Annotated in this window: 20 protein-coding genes; 11 read left to right on the forward strand and 9 right to left on the reverse strand. The window is 69.0% G+C overall.

Going from position 1 to position 18,544, the window contains the following annotated elements:
- Positions 1-71 precede the first annotated feature (71 nt).
- The 4 genes from lysS to RJT68_RS17630 all read right to left on the reverse strand — a co-directional run bounded on the left by lysS (position 72) and on the right by RJT68_RS17630 (position 4,021).
- Complete coding sequence (gene lysS, locus RJT68_RS17615) at positions 72-1,826, reverse strand: lysine--tRNA ligase (protein WP_407037838.1); 1,755 nt, start codon at positions 1,824-1,826, stop codon at positions 72-74.
- Positions 1,819-2,571 (reverse strand): UMP kinase, encoded by a 753-nt coding sequence (gene pyrH, locus RJT68_RS17620; RefSeq protein WP_407037839.1) that lies wholly within the window; start codon positions 2,569-2,571, stop codon positions 1,819-1,821. Before pyrH ends, lysS begins: the two co-directional genes overlap by 8 nt.
- A gap of 97 nt (positions 2,572-2,668) precedes the next feature.
- Positions 2,669-2,800 carry a hypothetical protein gene (locus RJT68_RS17625; protein WP_407037840.1) on the reverse strand — a complete coding sequence of 44 codons (132 nt, stop codon included), beginning with the start codon at positions 2,798-2,800 and terminating at the stop codon, positions 2,669-2,671.
- A gap of 180 nt (positions 2,801-2,980) precedes the next feature.
- The gene (locus RJT68_RS17630; protein ID WP_407037841.1) at positions 2,981-4,021 is read right to left on the reverse strand and encodes a CapA family protein; all 1,041 of its coding nucleotides are present in this window, start codon (positions 4,019-4,021) and stop codon (positions 2,981-2,983) included.
- A 121-nt stretch (positions 4,022-4,142) separates the two neighbouring features.
- Here RJT68_RS17630 and RJT68_RS17635 point away from each other — a divergent pair, with 121 nt between their 5' ends.
- The 3 genes from RJT68_RS17635 to RJT68_RS17645 all read left to right on the forward strand — a co-directional run bounded on the left by RJT68_RS17635 (position 4,143) and on the right by RJT68_RS17645 (position 6,979).
- On the forward strand, positions 4,143-4,979 hold the full coding sequence (locus RJT68_RS17635) for a molybdopterin synthase (RefSeq protein WP_407037842.1): 837 nt from the start codon (positions 4,143-4,145) through the stop codon (positions 4,977-4,979).
- 257 nt (positions 4,980-5,236) lie between these two features.
- The gene (locus RJT68_RS17640; RefSeq protein WP_407037843.1) at positions 5,237-5,476 is read left to right on the forward strand and encodes a DUF7123 family protein; all 240 of its coding nucleotides are present in this window, start codon (positions 5,237-5,239) and stop codon (positions 5,474-5,476) included.
- Positions 5,477-5,791: 315 nt separating this feature from the next.
- Entirely contained in the window at positions 5,792-6,979 is a 1,188-nt protein-coding gene (locus tag RJT68_RS17645; RefSeq protein WP_407037844.1) for a site-2 protease family protein, read from the forward strand.
- Positions 6,980-7,019: 40 nt separating this feature from the next.
- On the opposite strand, the gene thiL is transcribed toward RJT68_RS17645, so the two are convergent.
- Together thiL and RJT68_RS17655 are read right to left on the reverse strand one after the other, a co-directional pair.
- Complete coding sequence (thiL, locus tag RJT68_RS17650) at positions 7,020-7,940, reverse strand: thiamine-phosphate kinase (protein ID WP_407037845.1); 921 nt, start codon at positions 7,938-7,940, stop codon at positions 7,020-7,022.
- Between the two features lie 87 nt (positions 7,941-8,027).
- A complete protein-coding gene (locus RJT68_RS17655) occupies positions 8,028-8,546 on the reverse strand; it encodes a hypothetical protein (protein ID WP_407037846.1) in 519 nt (172 codons plus the stop codon).
- A gap of 173 nt (positions 8,547-8,719) precedes the next feature.
- Between RJT68_RS17655 and RJT68_RS17660 the strand changes: the two genes are divergently transcribed.
- The 5 genes from RJT68_RS17660 to hisS all read left to right on the forward strand — a co-directional run bounded on the left by RJT68_RS17660 (position 8,720) and on the right by hisS (position 12,789).
- Positions 8,720-9,754 carry a flippase-like domain-containing protein gene (locus tag RJT68_RS17660; RefSeq protein WP_407037847.1) on the forward strand — a complete coding sequence of 345 codons (1,035 nt, stop codon included), beginning with the start codon at positions 8,720-8,722 and terminating at the stop codon, positions 9,752-9,754.
- Between the two features lie 112 nt (positions 9,755-9,866).
- Positions 9,867-10,322: a 30S ribosomal protein S19e gene (locus RJT68_RS17665; protein ID WP_407037848.1), complete on the forward strand. Its 456-nt coding sequence runs from the start codon at positions 9,867-9,869 to the stop codon at positions 10,320-10,322.
- A gap of 125 nt (positions 10,323-10,447) precedes the next feature.
- Positions 10,448-10,801: a DNA-binding protein gene (locus tag RJT68_RS17670; RefSeq protein ID WP_407037849.1), complete on the forward strand. Its 354-nt coding sequence runs from the start codon at positions 10,448-10,450 to the stop codon at positions 10,799-10,801.
- A gap of 19 nt (positions 10,802-10,820) precedes the next feature.
- Positions 10,821-11,417 carry a DUF7411 family protein gene (locus tag RJT68_RS17675; RefSeq protein WP_407037850.1) on the forward strand — a complete coding sequence of 199 codons (597 nt, stop codon included), beginning with the start codon at positions 10,821-10,823 and terminating at the stop codon, positions 11,415-11,417.
- Between the two features lie 73 nt (positions 11,418-11,490).
- On the forward strand, positions 11,491-12,789 hold the full coding sequence (gene hisS / locus RJT68_RS17680; RefSeq protein ID WP_407037851.1) for a histidine--tRNA ligase: 1,299 nt from the start codon (positions 11,491-11,493) through the stop codon (positions 12,787-12,789).
- Between the two features lie 86 nt (positions 12,790-12,875).
- Here the strand turns inward: hisS and RJT68_RS17685 are convergent, their stop codons facing one another.
- Positions 12,876-13,085, reverse strand: a complete 210-nt coding sequence (locus tag RJT68_RS17685) for a hypothetical protein (RefSeq protein ID WP_407037852.1) — start codon at positions 13,083-13,085, stop codon at positions 12,876-12,878.
- A gap of 250 nt (positions 13,086-13,335) precedes the next feature.
- Here RJT68_RS17685 and RJT68_RS17690 point away from each other — a divergent pair, with 250 nt between their 5' ends.
- From RJT68_RS17690 to RJT68_RS17700, 3 genes are all read left to right on the forward strand, one after another.
- Positions 13,336-14,007, forward strand: a complete 672-nt coding sequence (locus tag RJT68_RS17690) for a helix-turn-helix domain-containing protein (RefSeq protein ID WP_407037853.1) — start codon at positions 13,336-13,338, stop codon at positions 14,005-14,007.
- 316 nt (positions 14,008-14,323) lie between these two features.
- Positions 14,324-14,680: a HalOD1 output domain-containing protein gene (locus RJT68_RS17695; RefSeq protein ID WP_407037854.1), complete on the forward strand. Its 357-nt coding sequence runs from the start codon at positions 14,324-14,326 to the stop codon at positions 14,678-14,680.
- Between the two features lie 103 nt (positions 14,681-14,783).
- Positions 14,784-16,268, forward strand: a complete 1,485-nt coding sequence (locus RJT68_RS17700; protein WP_407037855.1) for a sulfatase-like hydrolase/transferase — start codon at positions 14,784-14,786, stop codon at positions 16,266-16,268.
- 63 nt (positions 16,269-16,331) lie between these two features.
- On the opposite strand, the gene RJT68_RS17705 is transcribed toward RJT68_RS17700, so the two are convergent.
- Entirely contained in the window at positions 16,332-17,174 is an 843-nt protein-coding gene (locus tag RJT68_RS17705) for a formate/nitrite transporter family protein (RefSeq protein ID WP_407037856.1), read from the reverse strand.
- Positions 17,175-17,562: 388 nt separating this feature from the next.
- Positions 17,563-18,489 carry a ketopantoate reductase family protein gene (locus RJT68_RS17710; protein WP_407037857.1) on the reverse strand — a complete coding sequence of 309 codons (927 nt, stop codon included), beginning with the start codon at positions 18,487-18,489 and terminating at the stop codon, positions 17,563-17,565.
- Positions 18,490-18,544: the final 55 nt, after the last annotated feature.

The raw sequence follows: 18,544 nt of genomic DNA on the forward strand, positions 1-18,544 counted from the left end.
CCGCGTCCGCCGTCGATTCGGCGCCCTCGTTCGCCGTCGGTCCGAACGACGGCACCTGACGCCCCGGCGACCTACCGCTCTCGGCGAAGGCGCTCGACGACGAACTCGCGGTCCACGTTCGCGAGGAACGGCCCGAGCTTCGGCCCCTGTTCCTCGTCGAAGAACAGGCGGTAGCCGGCGGCGAAGAAGTCGCCGACCGGAACGTCGTGGCGCTTCGCCGTCTCGTAGATCTCGCCCTGCAGTTCCTCGGGGTCCTCGTTGCCGCCGGCCTCGACGAAGTCGGCGAGGTCGTCGAGGGCCGCCTCGGAGGCCCCGTCGAAGTCGTACGGGGGGATCTCGCTGCGCTTGAGTTCGTAATCGAACTCGTTCTCGGTGCGTCGGGCCCAGTTTCGCGCCTTCTCGACGCGCTCGAGGGCGCCCTCGACGGCCCACTCGGGGGCGTCCTCGGGGATGTGGCCCTCGCGCCTGGCGACTTCCTCGCGCAGATCGGGGTCGTCGAACATCCCCAGCACGGCGGCGAAGGTGTAGGGGAGTCGGATGCGCTCCTCCCGGGGTTCCTCGACGACGAGCGGGTAGACCCGCTCTGCGAACGCCTTCTCGTCCTCGCTCGCCTCGACCTCGTCGAAGTAGACCGCCTCGAACCGGTCGAACTCGTCGACCAGCAGGTCGAGGCGCTCGACGCTGAAGTCGCGGGCCTTCGAGGGATCCTTCGCGAAGAAGTAGCGCAGGACCTCGGGTTCCAGCAACTCGAGGACGTCCGAGACGAGGATCACGTTCCCCTCGGAGGAGGAGAACGGCTCGCCGTCGAGGGTGAACCACTCGTAGACCATCGGGACCGGCGGTTCGATCTCGAGGACGTTTTCGGCGACGTCCTTGCCGCTGGGCCACGAACCCTCGGCGTGGTCCTTGCCGAAGGGTTCGAAGTCGACCCCCAGCACCCGCCACTGGCCGGGCCACTCGAAGCGCCAGGGCATCTTCCCATCGCGGATCGTGACGGTCCCTTCGTGGCCGCAGCCGTCGATGGTGCGGTCGCCGGCGTCCATATCGGTACACCGGTAACCGACCGTCGGCGGTTCGGCCTCGAGGTCGATCCCGGTCACCGTCTCGGTGAGCTTTCCGCACTCCTCGCAGATCGGGTTGAACGGGACGTAGTCGCCGTCGGGGTCGACCTTGTCCTGGTACTTCGAGAGGACCTCGCGGGCTCGATCGGCGCGCTCGAGGACGAACCGCGTCACGTCGTCGAACTCGCCCGACTCGTAGAGGTCGGTCGTGGAGACGAGGTCGATCGGCACGTCGACGGCGTCGGCGCTGTCGGCGATGATGGTCGAGAAGTGGTCGCCGTAGGAGTCACAGCAGCCGAAGGGGTCGGGGATGTCCGTGTAGGGCGCCCCGAGGTTGCGCCCGAGCGCGCCGGCGTTCACGTCGCCCAGGTCGACGAGAGTGCCCTCGAGGTCGCAGAGGGTTCGGGGGAGCTTTCGGAGGGGATCGCGGTCGTCCGCCGTGAAGACCTGGCGGACCTCGTGGCCGCGCTCGCGCAGGACCTCGGCCACGTAGTAGCCGCGCATGATCTCGTTGACGTTGCCGAGGTGGGGGACGCCCGAGGGCGAGATGCCGCCTTTGATCACGATCGGCGCGTCGGCGTCCTCGCGGTCGACCGCTCGAGCCTCGACGCGGTCGGCCACCTCGTCGGCCCAGAAGGCGTGGAACGCCTCGTCTTCGCCCTCGCCGGCGTCCGCCTCGCGCACTCGCTGGAGGGTGTAGGGGCTCTCGGAATCGGCCTCGGATTCGGATTCCGTCTTCGGACTCGAGTCGGTCTCGTCAGTCATCGTCTCCGATCCGGTCGGCTTCGGCCTCCCCCTCGGCCCAGTAGGTCGGTTCGTCGCCGACCCCCTCGGGGATGACGTCGGTCCCGTCGTGGTCGCCGAACCGGACCGCGCGCGCGATCCGGTCGGGGTCCGTGCCGTCGAGGACGATCGTCCGCATGCCCGAGCGCTCGATGATCTTGGCCGCGAGCAGGTCCACGGGGGCCGAGGAGCCGGCGTTCATCTCGAGGCCGGCGATGACGTCGACCAGTTCGGCGGCGGTGAGGCGGTCGAACTTCGTCGCGTCGTCGGTCTCGTTCGGGTCGTCGCTGTAGACGCCGGGGACGCTCGTCGCGTAGACGAGCAGGTCGGCGTCGACGTACTCTGCGAGGGCCGCTCCCACGGCGTCGGTCGTCTGGGCCGGCGCGACGCCGCCCATGACGCAGACGTTGCCCCGCCGAAGCGCCTCCCCGGCTTCCTCGTAATTGTACGCCGGGGCGGTCACCGAGTCCTCCCCGAGCGCGGCGATGAGCAGCCGGGCGTTCAGCCGCGTGACGTCGATGCCCAGTTGATCGAGTTCGATCTCGTTCGCCCCCAGTTCCCGCGCGGCCCCGATGTACTCCCGGGCCACCCCGCCGCCGCCCACGACGGCGCCGACCCGACAGCCGTCCGCGACGAGGTCCTCGACGACGGCGGCGTGTGCGGCGACCCGATCCGAGCCGGGCTCGGGCACCAGCACGCTGCCGCCGATAGAAACGACCACTTTCATGCTACCGCGCAGTAGCGGGGTCGGAATCTTAAGGGTTGCCAACCGGCTCCGGGCCCGAATCCGAACGAATCCGTGCCGCGAGACTGAGGAGCGCCGATCAACCCGACCCCGTCGTCGCCTCCTCGGCCAGGCGCTTCTCGGCTCGCTCGCGGACCGCGTCGGCGCGGTCGCGTTCCTCGGCGTACTCCCCCTCGGCGCCCAGCTCCTCGAGCGCCCGCGCGCTCCTCAACGGACGACGCCGGCCCGGAAGCCCAGCCGGATCGCGTTGTCCAGACACTCGAGGGCCAGTTCGGCCCGCCCGCGCTCGAGTTCGAGAAAGCCGAGGTTGTACCACGCCTACCCGAGCCGCGGGTTCGCGCGCACGGCGTCCGAGACAGGGAACTCGAGGCGTGGGATTACGGAGTGTGGACTATTCGAGCCCCAAATCTACGACCAGTTCTTCCCCCTCCCGTTCGAACTCCGTCCCGAACTCTCCGGACAGCTCCCGCACGCGTTCGCGACTCCACTCGGCGGCTTCGGGGTCCGCCTCGAGGACCCGACAGTCGTCGATCTCCGTCGGCGTCAGCCGGAGTTCGCGCGGGTCGCCCCCCTCGACGACCAGCGTGAAGAGGAAGCTCCGGTCGTTTCGCAGCCGGGAGTCGACCGCGTAGTCGTCGACGAAGTCGCCCGCGTCGTAGCAGATCGGTCGCCCCTCGTGGACCTCGATCCCTTGCGGGACGTGGGCGCTGTGGCCGTGGACGACACCGACGCCCTCCTCGACCAACCAGCGGCCGAACTCGCGGAACGAGTCGGGCGGCCGCTCGACCATGTTCGGCCCCCAGTGGAGCGAGGCGACGAGCAGGCTCGAGTCCGCGTCCGACGTCGAGAGCGCCTCGCGCGCTCGCTCGAGGGACTCGCGAACCAGCGCTCTCGTCCCCTCGTTCTCGACGTCGATCTCGATCCGCGCCGTTCCGGGCGAATTCTCGTCGGCGGCGTACTCGGGGGTGTTGTCGGTGAACGAGACGACGGCGACCGCGAGGTCTTCACCGCCCGCTGCGGTTCCTCCGCCGGTGAGTGAAATGACGGCGGGTTCGAGCGCCTCGTCGAGCGACCGGCCGGCCCCCGCGCGTTCGATCCCCGCCTCGTCCAGGCGCTCGAGGGTGTCCTCGAGCGCGACCTCCTCGTAGTCCAGCACGTGGTTGTTCGCGAGCGCGCAGACGTCGACGCCGGCGCGCTCGAGCGCCGGAATCGTCCAGTCGGGGTCAGCGCGGAAGTGGAAGGGGCGGTCGGTCCGCGTCCAGGGCTCCCCGCGCGTCGACAGGCAACACTCGAGGTTGACGATCAGGCCGTCCAGTCCGCGCAGGCGCTCGAGGAGGTCGCCCCAGACGGCGTCCACCGCGCGACGCTCCTGACGCCGATCGACGAGCCGTCCGAGCATCACGTCGCCCGCGAATCCGATTCGGACGGTCATATCGTGTGCTCCGATACCGAGGACCAAAGTTCCAGCCCCCGTCGCCGAAACCCGGCGACGCCGGTCGGCGAGGGGCGAACGCGGCGACAGCTACAAAGTCCGACCGCGCCATACTCGAGGTATGTACGTACTCGGCTGCGTGGACCGCGGGGTGGGACGGGACGCCCTCGAGCGGGTCGTCGATCGGGTAGTCGATCGACTCGCCCGAGAGGGGCGCGTCGGGGTCGTCAGGTACGACGCGACGATCGCCGACGGCACCCACGGATCGCTCACCGTCGGGGGAGACGTCACCTACGGGCTCGGCGCCGACGGGGACTGGACGGCCTCCGGAACCGGCATGACGGTCGCCGACGCCCTCGATTCGCTGGCGACCGACTGCGAGTACGCCGTCGTCGTCGGCCTCTCGGGGCTTCGGTACCCGACGCTCCTCGTCGGGGACGCCGAGGTCGACGCGGGCGAAGCCGACGAGACCGACGTGATCGCCGTCGTCGACGGCCCCGGCGACCTCGAGGAAGACACCCTCGTGGCCGACATGCACGCGAGCGAACCTCACGAGACGCTCGAGTCCTTCGTCGACCGCGTCAAGCGTTCGCCGAAGGCCGACCTTGCCGGTGCGATCGCGACGTTCACCGGACGCGTTCGCGCGAAAGACGACCCCGACGACGAGCGCACCGAGTTCCTCGAGTTCGAGAAGTACGAAGGGGTCGCCGAGCGGCGGATGGCGGCGCTCCGGGAGGAACTCGAGGCCCGCGACGGCGTACTCGAAGTCGAACTCTTCCACCGGACGGGCGTCGTCGAGAGCGGCGAGGACATCGTCTTCGTGGTCGTCCTCGCCGGACACCGCGAGGAGGCGTTTCGCACCGTCGAAGACGGCATCAACCGGTTGAAAGACGAGGTCCCGCTGTTCAAGAAGGAGGTCACGGTCGAGGACGAGTTCTGGGTGCACGAGCGAGCGTAAGACGTTTATTACCGTACACGACCGCGGAAAATTGTACAACGGTCGGGAACTCCGGATAGTAATGACATCGTGAATATTTTTTACGAGATAATACGTTAGCTTCGGTTGTAAAACGTCTCGAGCGATCTGAGTCGTTCGTGAAAGGTAGAAAGGGAGCGAACCAACGGCCGCTTACCCCTCAAATCCCTGAACGCATGCGAAACGCCGCTAACGGTCCTGCCTTTATAACACGTCTCCCTCGGAAGGCGAAGACGTCGATGAGCACGACAGCCCAACCCTCCACGGAAAGCAAGGAACGCCGCCTGAAGCGATACCTGCGAGAACGTGCCAAAGACGGAGAGCTGTACTTCAAAGGCAAGTTCATCGCGGACGACGTCGACATGTCCCCGAAAGAGATCGGCGCGCTCATGGTCAAGCTCGCCGAGTCCGCGGAGGACCTGGAAGTCGAGAAGTGGTCCTACACGAGCGCGACCACCTGGCGCGTCGCCCCCGCCTGATCGTCGCCATCGACCGCGCGCTCGGCGATCGGTCTCGATGACCGACGCGCGACGCGTGCCACTCACCCCGCACCAACCGTTCCCGGACGCTCGATTCGACGCCGGCCACACGGGCTCAGTCGGTCTCCGGCGCGGGAACGGACGACTGTATCGCCCGCGCACCGGCGCGTCCCCCGACGCCATCCGGTGCGGACGTAACGCACCTCCTTCCCTCCCCGATTCCCCACCCGTTCCCGCCCCAGTGCCAGCTCGATTCGCCGCCCGGGACCCTCCGGCGGCAGGCGATTTATACGACTCGCGAGTGAACAGCGAGTGATGGACGGCGGAGAGCGGTCCGACTCGAGCCCGACCCGCGACCCCGGTCACCGTCCCGCGTTCGGGGCGAGTGGGACTGCCCTCGAGTCGGGACCGCCGATCGACCGGATCGAGTCCACGTTTCTCGTCTACGGGACCGACCGCGAGGGCGAGGACCTGCTGTACTACGGCGAGCCGCTGGCGAAGCCGGCGGTCGTGGTCCGGGAGCTCTGGCCGGCGTTTCGGTCGGAGGGGTACGAACTCCGGATGGCCGTCCGAAACGGACGGTACGTCCTCGTCGCCGAGCCGACGAGCGTCGGCGTCGACGGGATCCCCTGGACGAACCTGTTCCTGTTCGTCGCGACAATCTGCTCGACGCTGTTCGTCGGCGCGTGGTGGTGGTACTACATCGACCCGTTCGCGAACCCGGGCGAGGTCTGGCGCGCGTGGCCGTTCACCGCCGCGATCCTCGGCGTCCTCGGCGTACACGAACTGGGCCACTACGTCCTGAGCCGGTACCACGACGTCGACGCCTCGTTACCCTATTTCATCCCCGTCCCGACGCTCATCGGGACGATGGGCGCGGTGATCAAGATGAAGGGGCGGATGCCGAACCGGAAGGCCCTGTTCGACATCGGCGTCGCCGGGCCGCTCGCGGGACTGGTCGCGACGGGGGTCGTCACCGTCATCGGCCTCCACCTCCCGCCGGTCGTCGCTCCGGAATCGCTCGTTCAGGATCCCAACGCCGTCGAGTACCAGCTGGGCTTCCCGCCGCTGCTCGAGGCGATCGCCGCGGTCGTCGATCAGCCCCTCTACACCGACGATCCGCGGCGGTCGGTGAACCCGGTCGTCATCGGGGGCTGGGTCGGCATGCTGGTGACGTTCCTCAACCTCATCCCGGTGGGACAACTCGACGGCGGCCACATCCTCCGGGCGATGATCGGGAGCGTTCAGGAGACGATCGGCGCGCTCGTCCCCGGCGCGCTGTTCGCGCTCGCGGCGTACCTCTACTACGTGCGCGGCCACGGCGGCAACGCGGTGTCGATCTGGGTCGTCTGGGGACTGCTGACGACGATCGCCGCCTCGATCGGCCCCGCCCAACCCGTCGACGACCGGCGACTCGACCCCTGGCGGATCCTCCTCGGCGTCGTGACGTTCGGGCTCGGCGCCCTCTGTTTCATGCCGGTCCCGATCGCCATCGTCGGCTGACCGCGGTGACCGTCAGATTCGCTTCGTCCGTCGCCGTCGGTCAGCCGTGCGTGTACCCCCGATCTGCGAGCGATTCCCCGTCGAGCGTGATCCCCTCGTCCGATTCGACCGCCGAGCCGAGCACGGAGAGGTCGACGTCGGTCGCGGCTCGCGCGCCCTCGAGCGCTCCCTCGGGAATCGTGAACACGAGTTCGAAGTCCTCGCCGAAGGTGATCGCCCGCTCGAGCCGACGGGCCTCGTCCCCGTCGTCGATCGCCTCGACGAGCGCGTCGTCGACGGGAATCGCGTCCGAGTCGACGGCGAAGCCACAGCCGCCGGCCTCCGCGAGCTGGTGGAGCGACCGGGCGAGACCGTCGCTCGAGTCCATCATCGCGGTCGCGTACGGGGCCAGCGCCCGGCCGGCGACGACCCGCGGCTCGAACCGGAAGAGGTCGTTGGCGCGCTCGAGGAGGGTGGTCCGTCGATCGCCCGATTCGTCGGCCGCGCGCGTGAAGAACTCGAGCGCCGCCGCGCTCCGTCCGAGCGTTCCGCTGACGCAGACGAGGTCGCCGGGGTTCGCGCCGCTTCGGAGGACAGGCTCGAGGTCGCCCGTGCGGCCCACGGCGGTCGTCGCGACGGTGAACTCCTCGTGCGCGTCGAGGTCGCCGCCGACGTACTCGGCGCCGACCGCCTCGCAGACGTCGCTCGCGCCGCGGACGAACGCCGTCAGGTCGTCGCCGTCGAACTCGGGGACGGCGTAGGCCGCCACGGCGGCCGTCGCCTCGGCGCCCATCGCGGCGACGTCCGAGAGCGAGGCGGCCACCGACCGCCAGCCGGCCGTGTAGCGCGTCGTCCCGTCCGGAAAGTCCGTCCGCTCGTGGAGCATGTCCGTCGTCACCACCAGCCCGTCGACGACGGCGGCGTCGTCGCCGACCGGCTCGAGTTCGCCCGCGAGCAGCGCGAGCGCCTCCCGTTCGTCCATGGGCTCCCTACGGGTTCCCCCGCAAAAACGGCCCGCATCGACGGTGGACCGGGTGGAAGTCATCCAGCGCGTCCCGACTCGAGGGGGTCAGTGAGTCGTCCGCCAACGTCGCTCGTCACAAGCAGGAGGTGTCCGAGTCCGCTGGTGGCGCCACAACCGGTAGGCAGCGCCGGCGGTGTCGGCCTCGCGCAACAGCGTCTCGGAGGCCGAACCGTCGGTCGCCAGCAGGATGCGCGCGGTCGCCCGGGACTTCGCCGCATCCTTGGCGTCGCTGACGCGCTCGAGCGTTCGGAGCGCGCCAGTGTCCTCGAGTCTCGAGCCGACCTTCTGGGCGGTCGTGGTGCTCTTGATCGCGTTCTTCGCGCCGTTCGCGGCGGCTCCGCCGAGGACGGTCTTCGCCAGGAACCCGGCGGCGTACCCCTCGTACCAATTACGTTCGAACGTGTCGTACAGGGCGGGGTGCTCTTTCTCCTCGAGCGACCCGTAGGGATTGTTCCGGGCCTGCGTCCGCTCGACGTCTTGGACCATCGCCTCGACCAGCGTTTCGGCGGCTCCGAGTCCCTCGTCTTCGACGAGCGCGAGCAGGGCCTCGATTCCCTGGACCACCGCGGTCGGATCGTCGATGAACTGCGAGACGTCCTCGAAGACGACGCCGAGACTCGAGGAGAAGCCCGAGCCGGTGCCGAACTCGCTGGCGGCGGCCCGATCGATGAGCCGACCGGTAGTACCTCCGGCGACGTTTCGGAGCCTTCTTAGCGCCTACGTTCGTTTGCCGTGACATGACCGATGCTCGTCGTCGCCGCCTGGTGATGGTCGTCGGGTTCGTCGCCGCGTTCGCCGTGCTCTCCCTCATCTTCTGGCTGCTGGGGATCGACGAGTTGCTCGCGACGCTCGGCGCCGCCTCCCTCCCGGGCATCACGCTGGTCGCGCTGGCCGCGCTCGGGTGGTTGCTCACCTGGACGCTCGGACTGAAAGTCGTCCTCGCCGCGCTCGGGGTCCGGATCGGCTTCGTCGAGGCCGTCCTCGTCTTCTCCTCGGCGGTGTTCGCCAACAACGTCACGCCCTTCGGCCAGGCCGGCGGGGAACCGGTGACGGCCCTGCTCATCTCGACGGTGACCGACAGCGAGTACGAGACCGGGCTCGCGGCGATCGTGAGCGTCGACGCCCTCAACCTGTTTCCCGCCATCGGATTCGGTCTCGTGGGGCTCGCGTACTACGCCGCGACGGTCGCCGTCACGGCGCGCATCGGTGCCATCGCGCTCACGCTGGTCGCCGCGACCGTCTGCCTCCCGGTCGTCGGCATCACGCTGTGGCGCAGGCGCCGACGGGCCGAGGCGGGGATCGCCCGGGGGTTCGCGCGACTCCTCGGCGCGATCTCCCGGGTAGTCCCCCGTTACCGCCCGCCGAAGCCGGAGGCCGTCAGGCGGCGAGTTCGGAGCTTCGTCGAGTCCCTCGAGCGCATCGCGGACGACCAGCGGGCGATCGGCGTCGCGTTCGGCTGCTCGGCGCTCGGCTGGTTCGGCCTGATCTGCTGTCTCTGGCTCTCGTTCGTCGCCCTCGGCGAGACCGATCCGACGCTGCTTGCGGCGGCGTTCGTGGCCGTGCCGGTGGCGAGCGTCGCGGCGGCCACCCCCTTCCCCGGCGGCTTGGGCGGGATGGACGCCGCGCTCATCGCCGTGCTCGCGCCGCTGACCGGGGTCCCGGCGGCGACCGTGGGCGCGGCGGTCGTCTGCTACCGCGTCGCGACCTACTGGCTCCCGACGCTGCTGGGCGGCGCGGCGACGGGCGCGTTCGGGTCGACCGCGCGGTGGTGAACGGGACTGCGAGCCGAACGACGGCGACGGGGCCGCCGAGGACGGGCGCACGGACGCGCCGCGTCGCGGGAATACGATGGCCTTAAATGGCGCCGACGGAAACCACACCCCAATGGCTACGATGTACGACGTTCCGGCGGACGCCCTCATCGAGGCGCTCGCCGAGGATCTCGAGGACCGACTCGAGGAGCCCGACTGGGCGGCGTTCGCGAAGACCGGCGCCAACCGAGAACTGCCCCCCGAACAGGAGAACTTCTGGGCGATCCGCGCCGCGAGCCTGCTGCGCAAGGTCGCAGACAGGGGGCCGATCGGCGTCGAGCGCCTCGCCACCGAGTACGGCGGCGCGAAGGAGGGGTCGAACCGCTACCGCGTCGCGCCCGACCGCCGCGCCGACGGCTCGCGAAACCTGATCCGAACCATCCTCCAGCAACTCGAGGAGGAGGGCTACGTCGAGACCGCCGAGGGCGAGGGCCGACGCATCACGCCCGAAGGCCGGAGCTACCTCGACGAGACCGCCGGCAACGTCCTCGCGGACCTCGACCGTCCGGAACTCGAGCGCTACGCCTGACGGCCGGACCCCGTTTTTCGTCTCCGACCCAGATCCGCCGAGAGACGTCGCGAACGCCCGGGCGTCGGCCGAACGGTCCGTAATCATTTTCCCGCCGGCGGAAGAACGTCTCCGTAGAGACAGCCATGAGCGGAACGCCCGACGACGAGAATCTCGAGGAACTTCGACGGAAGAAGATGGAGGAGCTGCAGGAGCGCGCGGAGGCCCAGCAGGGGAACGAGGAGGCCCAGGAGGCCGCCCAGCAGCAGGCCGAGGCCCAGAAGCAGGCCCTGCTCCGCCAGTACCTGACCGACGACGCGCGCAAGCGCCTCAACACGGTCAAGATGAGCAAACCGCAGTTCGGCGAGCAGGTCGAACGACAGGTGGTCGCCCTCGCCCGCAGCGGTCGCATCCAGGGCAAGGTCGACGACGCGAAGATGAAACAGCTGCTCAAGGAGCTCCAGCCCGAGAAGAAGAGCTTCGACATCAAGCGACGGTGACGTCCGGGGCTCGATCCCGATGACCCTCAGCCTCGGCGTCCTCTACAGCGGCGGCAAGGACTCCACGCTCGCCGCGTTGCTCCTCGCCCCCTTCTACGACGTCACGCTGACGACGGCCCACTTCGGCGTGACCGACGACTGGAAACACGCTCGAGCGACCGCCGAGTCAGCCGGCTTCGATTTCGAACGCCTCCAACTCGATCCCGGCGTGGCCACGGAGGCCGTCGAGCGAATCAGGGACGACGGCTTCCCCCGGAACGGCATCCAGTTGGTTCACGAACACGCCTTGGAGCGGGCGGCCGAGGCGGGCTACGACGCGATCGCCGACGGCACCCGGCGCGACGACCGCGTCCCGACGGTCTCGCGGGCGCAGGCCCAGAGCCTCGAGGACCGCCACGGGGTGGACTACATCGCGCCGCTGTCGGGGTTCGGACGGGGCGCCGTCGATCGGCTGACCGAGTCCCGACTGGACGTGACCGCCGGTCCGAGCGAGGAGATTCCGCGGGCGGACTACGAGGCCGAACTCCGGACGATCATCGCCGAGGAGGACGGCGAGGAGGCGGTTCGGGGGCTGTTCCCGGACCACGTCCAGACCCACGTGACGCGCGTTCGGTGAGCGCCGAAGACTCGGAAACCTCCGAATGGGCCAGAAGAACAGATAGAAGGTCGCCGTCCTCGAACGGACGGGCATGTACGAACGGATCAAGGGCTTTCGCGACTTCTACCCCGGCGAGATGGTGGCCAGGCGGGCCGCCACCGACGCGCTCGAGGAGACGGCCCGCCGCTTCGGCTTCCGCGAGATCGGCACGCCCGCCCTCGAGCGGGCGGAGATGTGGACCGACAAGAGCGGCGACGAGATCGTCGACGAACTCTACGACTTCGAAGACCAGGGCGGGCGCCACGTCACGCTGACGCCCGAGTTGACCCCTACAGTGGCGCGGATGGTGGTGGCGAAACAGCAGGAGCTCTCGAAGCCGATCAAGTGGTTCTCCACCCGACCGTTCTGGCGCTACGAGCAGGTCCAGCAGGGCCGCCAGCGGGAGTTCTACCAGACTAACGTGGACATCTTCGGCTCCGCCGAACCCGACGCCGACGCCGAGATCCTGGCGTGGGCGGCCGACGCCCTCACGGCCCTCGGCCTGACCGGGGAGCACTTCGAGTTCCGGGTCTCCCACCGCGACATCCTCGGAGGCGTCCTCGAGACGTTCGACGCCGACGTTGACGTCCAGGAGGCGATCCGCGCGGTCGACAAGTCCGAAAAGCTTCCGCAGGAGGAGTACCGCGACCTGCTCGTCGAGGCCGGCCTCGAGTACGACCAGGCCGCCGACTTCGACGACCTGATCGCGTCGGGCGACCTCGAGGAGGTCGTCGAGTTCGCCGACAGCGAGCGGGTGACCGACGCGGTCGAGAACCTGCGGGCCGTCCTCGCGGCGGCCGAGGACTTCGGCGCGCGGGAGTACTGTACGATCTCGCTCGAGACGGCTCGCGGTCTGGATTACTACACTGGCGTCGTCTTCGAGTGCTTCGACTCGGCGGGCGAGGTCTCCAGATCGATCTTCGGCGGCGGGCGCTACGACGACCTCATCGAGCAGTTCGGCGGCCAGCCGACGCCGGCGGTCGGCGTCGCGCCGGGTCACGCCACCCTCTCGCTGCTCTGTCAGCGCGCGGGCGTCTGGCCCGAAGAGGAGGTGACGACCGACTATTACGTCCTGCGAGTCGGCGGAACGCGGCCCGAGGCCGCCCGGATCGCCCGCGAACTGCGCTCGCGCGGACACGTCGTCGAGACGGACGTCGCCGGCCGATCCTTCGGCGCGCAACTGAACTACGCCGACTCGATCAACGCCGAGACCGTCGTCATCGTCGGCGAGCGCGACCTCGAGAACGGCGAGGTGACGGTCAAGGACATGGCGTCGGGCGACCAGGTGGCGGTCCCCGTCGACGAGTTCCCCGGCGACCGCGAGCGGCCGACGATCGACGACTTCGCCTGAATCCGCCGCTCAACCACTCCTCGATTTCGTTCTCGCGCTCCGGTGCAGATTGCGGAGTCCGAACCCGAGTCTCGCTCTCGCCGCTCTCACTTCTCCCGCCGCCGGTCGGACCGTCGCTCGAGTCGACCGACCACGGGCGTCGGCTCGTCCGCGTCGAGGCTCGCGCGGCCGTCCGACCGCTCGAGTCGACCGTCGGCGCGCTCGAGTCGCTCGTGGAACTCCTCGAGCGAGCACCGCTCGACCGGGGAGTGACCGGTCTCGACGTAGTGGTCGATCATCGCCCGATTGAGGTCCACGGAGGCCCCCCGAGGGCCGGTGCGGTCACTCGAGTCCGACGAGGTCGTCGGGTCGGTCGAATCGTCGGTTCGGCGGGTCCACCCGCACGTCGGACAGTACGCGATTTCGATCGGCTTCGTCATCGATACGAACACGCTCTGGTTGGAGGAGCGAACCCGGAACCGGTTAACGAATCGGCTCTATATAGGCGGCGTTCATAATCGCCGACGGTTCCCCAACCGTATTCCGACGGGCCCTCGAACGGCCGGTATGGCGACGATCGCCGACTTTCGGTTGCCCGCGGCGGCGTTCCCGCTCGGCGCCGCGATCGAAGCGGATCCCGGGATCAGGATCGAACTCGAGCGCGTCGTTCCCACCGACGAGGGAATCCTCCCGTTCTTCTGGGTGTGGGGCTGTGACGACCTCGAATCGTTCGAACGGTGCGTTTTCGAAACCGAGGCGGTGGACGCCCTCGAGTCCGTCTCCGGGGCGGAGGACGGGCGACTGTACCGGGCGCGGTGGAACGGCTCCGTCGAGGGTTTCCTGCGCGGGGTCGGACGCCTGGGCGTGACGGTGCTCGAGGGACGCGGGACGCGCGACGGCTGGCGGTTCGAGCTCCGGTTCTCGGACCACGGGTCGATCCGGACGTTCCAGGCGTACTGCCGGGACGCCGGCGTTCCGGTCTCGCTCAACCGTCTCTACACGCCCCGGGAGGAGCGGGCGGGCGAGCAGTACCAGCTGACCGAGGAGCAACGCGAGACGATCCGGCTCGCCCACCGGCGGGGGTACTTCGAGGAGCCCCAGCGAGTCACCCAGAGCGACCTCGCCGAGGAACTCGGCGTGAGCCAACGGGCGGTCTCGCGCCGACTCCGGCGGGGACTCTCCCGGCTCGTCGGGCACACCGTCTCCACGGATTCGGATCCGGTCGCGGAGACCGACTGAGCGGACGAAAGCCGGCGATCGATCGAGTCGCCTCGTCCATCGATCGAGCCGATCGGACCGATCCGGCAGACGAACCGTTCGGTCGAATCCACTGTCAACGATCGATACCGTTCCCGACGGGGTGATAAAGGCGTTCTGGATAGACGCGGTAGCATCACCTCCGACGACCGCATCACCATCCACGATCAATGCTAGGACAGGAACGGAAGTCCATCGAGGGCGGACTCGAGCGACGGACCGGGGACGCGATTCGGAGCGGAGGCGAAGGCGAAGGCGAGGGCCATGGGGACGGTGACGCCACGAGAGCGAGGGCGCCATGACTCACGGCGACGAGGCCACCCGGGCGGATCTCAGCGTTCCGATCGACGAACTCGTCGAGGCGTCCCGGGACGCGAACGAAGGCGGGGACGACGGAGCGGGCGACGTCGACGCGCGGTACGATCCAGCGGTCGACGACTCGCTCACGGCGGTCATCGTCGGAGCGGTCGCGCGAGCGGTCGGCTGCGAACCGCTCGAGGTCGAACCGCTGTACGACGTCCTCGATCCCGACGCGCTCGAGTCGCTGTTCGAGCCCTGTAGCGCCGGACCTCGGTCGGGGTCGGTGTCGTTCGTGCTCGAGGGGGTTCGCGTGACCGTCGTCGACGGAACGCGCGTGCGGGTCGAGGAGGCGTAGGTCGGCGATCGGGTTCGCGTCCGGTCTGGAGCGGACGTCGGGTGCGATCGCTCCGTCGCGCCGGGGCCAGCGTTAACTGCCGGCCCGGTGTACGACGCTCGAGATGGCCGCCCCCCAGACCGAGTCCGACGAGACCGAGACACGGCCGAACGTCCTGCTCGTCCTCACCGATCAGGAGCGGTACGACTGCACCGCGCCCGACGGGCCGCCGGTCGAGACGGCCGCGTTCGATCGGCTCTCGAGCGAGGGGACGCGCTTCTCGCGGGCGTACACCCCGATCAGCATCTGCACGAGCGCCCGCGCCTCGCTGCTGACCGGCCGGTTCCCCCACGGCCACGGGATGGTGAACAACTGCCACGAGGACGACGCCATCCGGCCGAACCTCGACCCCGACCTCCCGACGTTTTCGGAGGAACTCGTCGCGGCCGGCTACGACTGCACCTACACCGGCAAGTGGCACGTCGGTCGGGATCAGACGCCCGAGGACTTCGGCTTCTCCTACCTCGGCGGCAGCGACGAGCACCACGACGACATCGACGAGGCGTTCCGGGAGTACCGGACGGACCTCGGCGTCCCCCTCGGCGAGGTCGAGTTCGAGGAGGCGGTCTACACCCACGGCGACGGCGGCACCTTCGTCGCCGCGAAGACGCCCGTCGACGTCGAGGCGACCCGGGCGTACTTCCTCGCCGAGCGGACGATCGACGCCCTCGAGGCCCACGCGACCGGCGAGGGCGATCTCGTCGACGGCGACCCCGACGCCCCGTTCTTCCACCGCGCCGACTTCTACGGCCCGCACCACCCCTACGTCGTCCCGGAGCCCTACGCCTCGATGTACGACCCGGGCGAGATCGAACCGCCCGAGAGCTACCTCGAGACGTTCGACGGAAAGCCGCAGGCCCACGAGAACTACCTCCACTATCGCGGCGTCGCCGAGTTCGACTGGGACGCGTGGGCCGAGGTCATCGCCAAATACTGGGGCTTCGTGACGCTGATCGACGACCAGTTCGCCCGGATCCTCGAGGCCCTCGAGGAGTTCGGCCTCGCCGACGAGACGGTCGTCGTCCACGCCTCCGATCACGGCGATTTCGCGGGCGGGCACCGCCAGTTCAACAAGGGACCGCTGATGTACGAGGACACCTACCGCATCCCCCTGCAGGTCCGCTGGCCGGGCGTCACCGAGCCGGGATCGACCCGCGAGGAGCCCGTCCACCTGCACGATCTGGCGGCGACGTTCCTCGAGATCGGCGGCGCGGAGGTGCCCGAGAGCTTCGACTCGCGGAACCTCGTCCCGCTGCTCGAGGGACGGCGGCCGGTCGACTGGCCGGATTCGGCCTTCGCCCAGTACCACGGCGACGAGTTCGGCCTCTACACACAGCGGATGGTCCGCACCGACCGGTACAAGTTCGTCTACAACGGCCCCGACGTGAACGAACTCTACGACACGGAGCGCGACCCCGCCGAACTGCAGAACCTGATCGACCACCCCGACTACGCCGACGTGCGCGAGGAGATGGCCGATCGGTTACTCGAGTGGATGCGGACGACGGCGGACCCGAACCGGGAGTGGGTGCCGGACACGTTCGCGTAGTCGGTGGCCGCACTCGGCCGTCGCGCCCGGCGCAGGGTGGGAAATCGGCGAGGTCGCGTACGCTCACTCGTTTCGCTCGGCCGCGAAGTCGACGTCCTGTGACTCCCCGGCCAGCGCGACGTGCCCGTAGTTGAGCAAGCCGACGAACACGCTGCCGCCGACGACGTTCCCGAGGGTCGTAAACGCCAGGAACGAGCCGAACGTGCCGACCGAGACGTCGCCGACGAGCACCATCGCGGACAGCACCTCGGTCGTCCCGAGGATGCAGTGGTGGAACGGCCCGAACCCGATGGCGGCCGTGACGAGCACCACGAACACGAGTCGGCCGATCGTGTCCCTGCTGGCGGCCGACAGCCACGTCGCCATTCCCATGAGCCACCCCGCGATTACGCCGGAGAGGAAGATCACCCACCACGGGTGCTCGACCAGCGCCCCGGCGAGCGTCCCGAACGACGACGGCTCGGCGATCCCCATCGGCTCGGCGATGGCGGCGATCAAGCCGACGAACGCCGCGCAGCCGACCAGGTTGGACGCGTACACCACGCTCCAGAGCCGACCGACCTCCGCCGGCGTCGATCGACCGTCGGCCAGCGGGAGGATCGCCATCGTCGTGTGGGCGGTGAACAGCTCCGTCTGGCCGATCATGACGAACAGAAACGGGATCGAGGAGACGCCCGCCAGCGCGAACTGTCTCGTGAGGTCCGATCCGAACCCGCCGGAGAACGTGAGAACCATCGCCATGAACAGCGCCCCGAAACTCAGGTTCAGCCCCGCCGAAAAGCCCGACAGGAACAACCCCTTCGTCGGCCGATCGATCTCCTTCAGCGCGTTCTCCATCTCCCGCTCGAGGATGCGGCGGTACGACAGCGTCGCACCGGTCGGTCCGGCGTCCGGCTCAGTACTCATTGCGATGACCTGGAAGGATGTTCGAGTACCTCCTCCGTCGGGATAAGTTTCGGGCCGTCGAGCGGTCACTGGCCGGGTTCGACCCGAACTCGACCGGCACGACGAGCGATGCGGGTAGCCCGGGCGGTTCGCGCTCACCTGCACGTGCCCGACGGGTCGATGAGCCGCACGTTTTCGCCGAACGAGAACCGATCGGACGCCCTCGAGTTCGTCGGATCGGACCCGGATCTGTGCCACCCCGCGGAACTGCAGAACGTCATCGGCCACCCCCGAGGACGCCGTCACGCGCGCGAGGAGAAACGACCGAACGGTTGCTCGAGCGGCCGCACACGACGGCGGATTCGAACCTAAGTGGGTTCCGGGTGCCGGACGCGCTCGCTTACGACGGTCAGTCCCCGGCGTTCTTCACGGCCCACGGTCGAAGGATCGAATAGACCGCGCGCGTCCGGGGAACGTCGACGCCGTGCACGTCGGCCTTCCGAACGACCGTTCCCTGGAGCGCCTCGAGTTCCATCCGCTTGCCGTGGGTCATGTCGTAGTGCAGCGACGAGTAGGTGTCGCGCTCGAAGTCGCGCGCGAAGTCGATCCACTCTTCGATGACGTCGTCCGACACGGTGACGCCCTCGGCGGCGGCGATATCCTGGACTTCGTAGAGGAGATCGACGAAGAGGTCCCACGACTCCTCGACGTCTCGAATAGCGCCCATCGGGAGGCGGATCGCCGCCGTGACGCCCGAGACCGCGACGATGAGCGCGTACTTGTTCCAGATCTCGGTCCGGACGTCCTCGGAGAGGACGCCCTCCATCCCCTCGGCGCGCTCGCACAGGTCGTGGAAACGCTCGACGCGCTCGCTCCGGCCGCCCTCGAGTTCGCCGTAGATGATCCGCGCCGGGCCGTCGGTGTGCTCGATCGCGCCCGGTTCGGCGATGGTCGAGAAGATGTAGGTGACGCCGCCCAGCACGCGCTCCCGACCGATCTCCTCGGCGAGTTTCTCCTCGTTGTCGACCCCGTTCTGGAGCGAGAGTACGGCCGTCTCGTCGCCGAGCAGCGGTTCCATCTCGCGGGCCGTCGACCGGGTGTCGAACGACTTGACGCAGACGAGGACGAGGTCGCACACGCCGATGTCGGCCGGGTCGTCAGTCGCCGGGAGATCGACGCTGAAGTCCCCGAACACGCTCTCGACCTCGAGGCCGTTCTTTTGGAGGGCCTCGAGGTGGGTGCCTCGAGCGATCAGGTGGACGTCCGCCCCCGCCCGCGCCAGTCGCCCGCCGAAGTACGCGCCGACGCCGCCGGCGCCGTAGACTGCGATCTTCATGCGTGAGAGGAGCCCACACAGTTACTTGAGCGTGGCGTCGGCGGCGGTTCGCACC

The sequence above is a fragment of the Halovalidus salilacus genome, from assembly GCF_031852275.1.
GTDB classification, from domain to species: Archaea; Halobacteriota; Halobacteria; order Halobacteriales; family Natrialbaceae; genus Halovalidus; species Halovalidus salilacus.

What these genes read in the sequence shown, in the direction of transcription:
- RJT68_RS17635 (WP_407037842.1), top strand. Translation starts at nt 4,143, where the DNA reads ATGTACGTACTCGGCTGCGTGGACCGCGGGGTGGGACGGGACGCCCTC.
- hisS (WP_407037851.1), top strand. Translation starts at nt 11,491, where the DNA reads ATGTACGAACGGATCAAGGGCTTTCGCGACTTCTACCCCGGCGAGATG.
- lysS (WP_407037838.1), bottom strand. Translation starts at nt 1,826, where the DNA reads ATGACTGACGAGACCGACTCGAGTCCGAAGACGGAATCCGAATCCGAG.
- RJT68_RS17640 (WP_407037843.1), top strand. Translation starts at nt 5,237, where the DNA reads ATGAGCACGACAGCCCAACCCTCCACGGAAAGCAAGGAACGCCGCCTG.
- RJT68_RS17665 (WP_407037848.1), top strand. Translation starts at nt 9,867, where the DNA reads ATGGCTACGATGTACGACGTTCCGGCGGACGCCCTCATCGAGGCGCTC.
- pyrH (WP_407037839.1), bottom strand. Translation starts at nt 2,571, where the DNA reads ATGAAAGTGGTCGTTTCTATCGGCGGCAGCGTGCTGGTGCCCGAGCCC.
- RJT68_RS17645 (WP_407037844.1), top strand. Translation starts at nt 5,792, where the DNA reads ATGGACGGCGGAGAGCGGTCCGACTCGAGCCCGACCCGCGACCCCGGT.
- RJT68_RS17630 (WP_407037841.1), bottom strand. Translation starts at nt 4,021, where the DNA reads ATGACCGTCCGAATCGGATTCGCGGGCGACGTGATGCTCGGACGGCTC.
- RJT68_RS17675 (WP_407037850.1), top strand. Translation starts at nt 10,821, where the DNA reads ATGACCCTCAGCCTCGGCGTCCTCTACAGCGGCGGCAAGGACTCCACG.
- thiL (WP_407037845.1), bottom strand. Translation starts at nt 7,940, where the DNA reads ATGGACGAACGGGAGGCGCTCGCGCTGCTCGCGGGCGAACTCGAGCCG.
- RJT68_RS17700 (WP_407037855.1), top strand. Translation starts at nt 14,784, where the DNA reads ATGGCCGCCCCCCAGACCGAGTCCGACGAGACCGAGACACGGCCGAAC.
- RJT68_RS17705 (WP_407037856.1), bottom strand. Translation starts at nt 17,174, where the DNA reads ATGAGTACTGAGCCGGACGCCGGACCGACCGGTGCGACGCTGTCGTAC.
- RJT68_RS17690 (WP_407037853.1), top strand. Translation starts at nt 13,336, where the DNA reads ATGGCGACGATCGCCGACTTTCGGTTGCCCGCGGCGGCGTTCCCGCTC.
- RJT68_RS17660 (WP_407037847.1), top strand. Translation starts at nt 8,720, where the DNA reads ATGACCGATGCTCGTCGTCGCCGCCTGGTGATGGTCGTCGGGTTCGTC.
- RJT68_RS17695 (WP_407037854.1), top strand. Translation starts at nt 14,324, where the DNA reads ATGACTCACGGCGACGAGGCCACCCGGGCGGATCTCAGCGTTCCGATC.
- RJT68_RS17710 (WP_407037857.1), bottom strand. Translation starts at nt 18,489, where the DNA reads ATGAAGATCGCAGTCTACGGCGCCGGCGGCGTCGGCGCGTACTTCGGC.
- RJT68_RS17670 (WP_407037849.1), top strand. Translation starts at nt 10,448, where the DNA reads ATGAGCGGAACGCCCGACGACGAGAATCTCGAGGAACTTCGACGGAAG.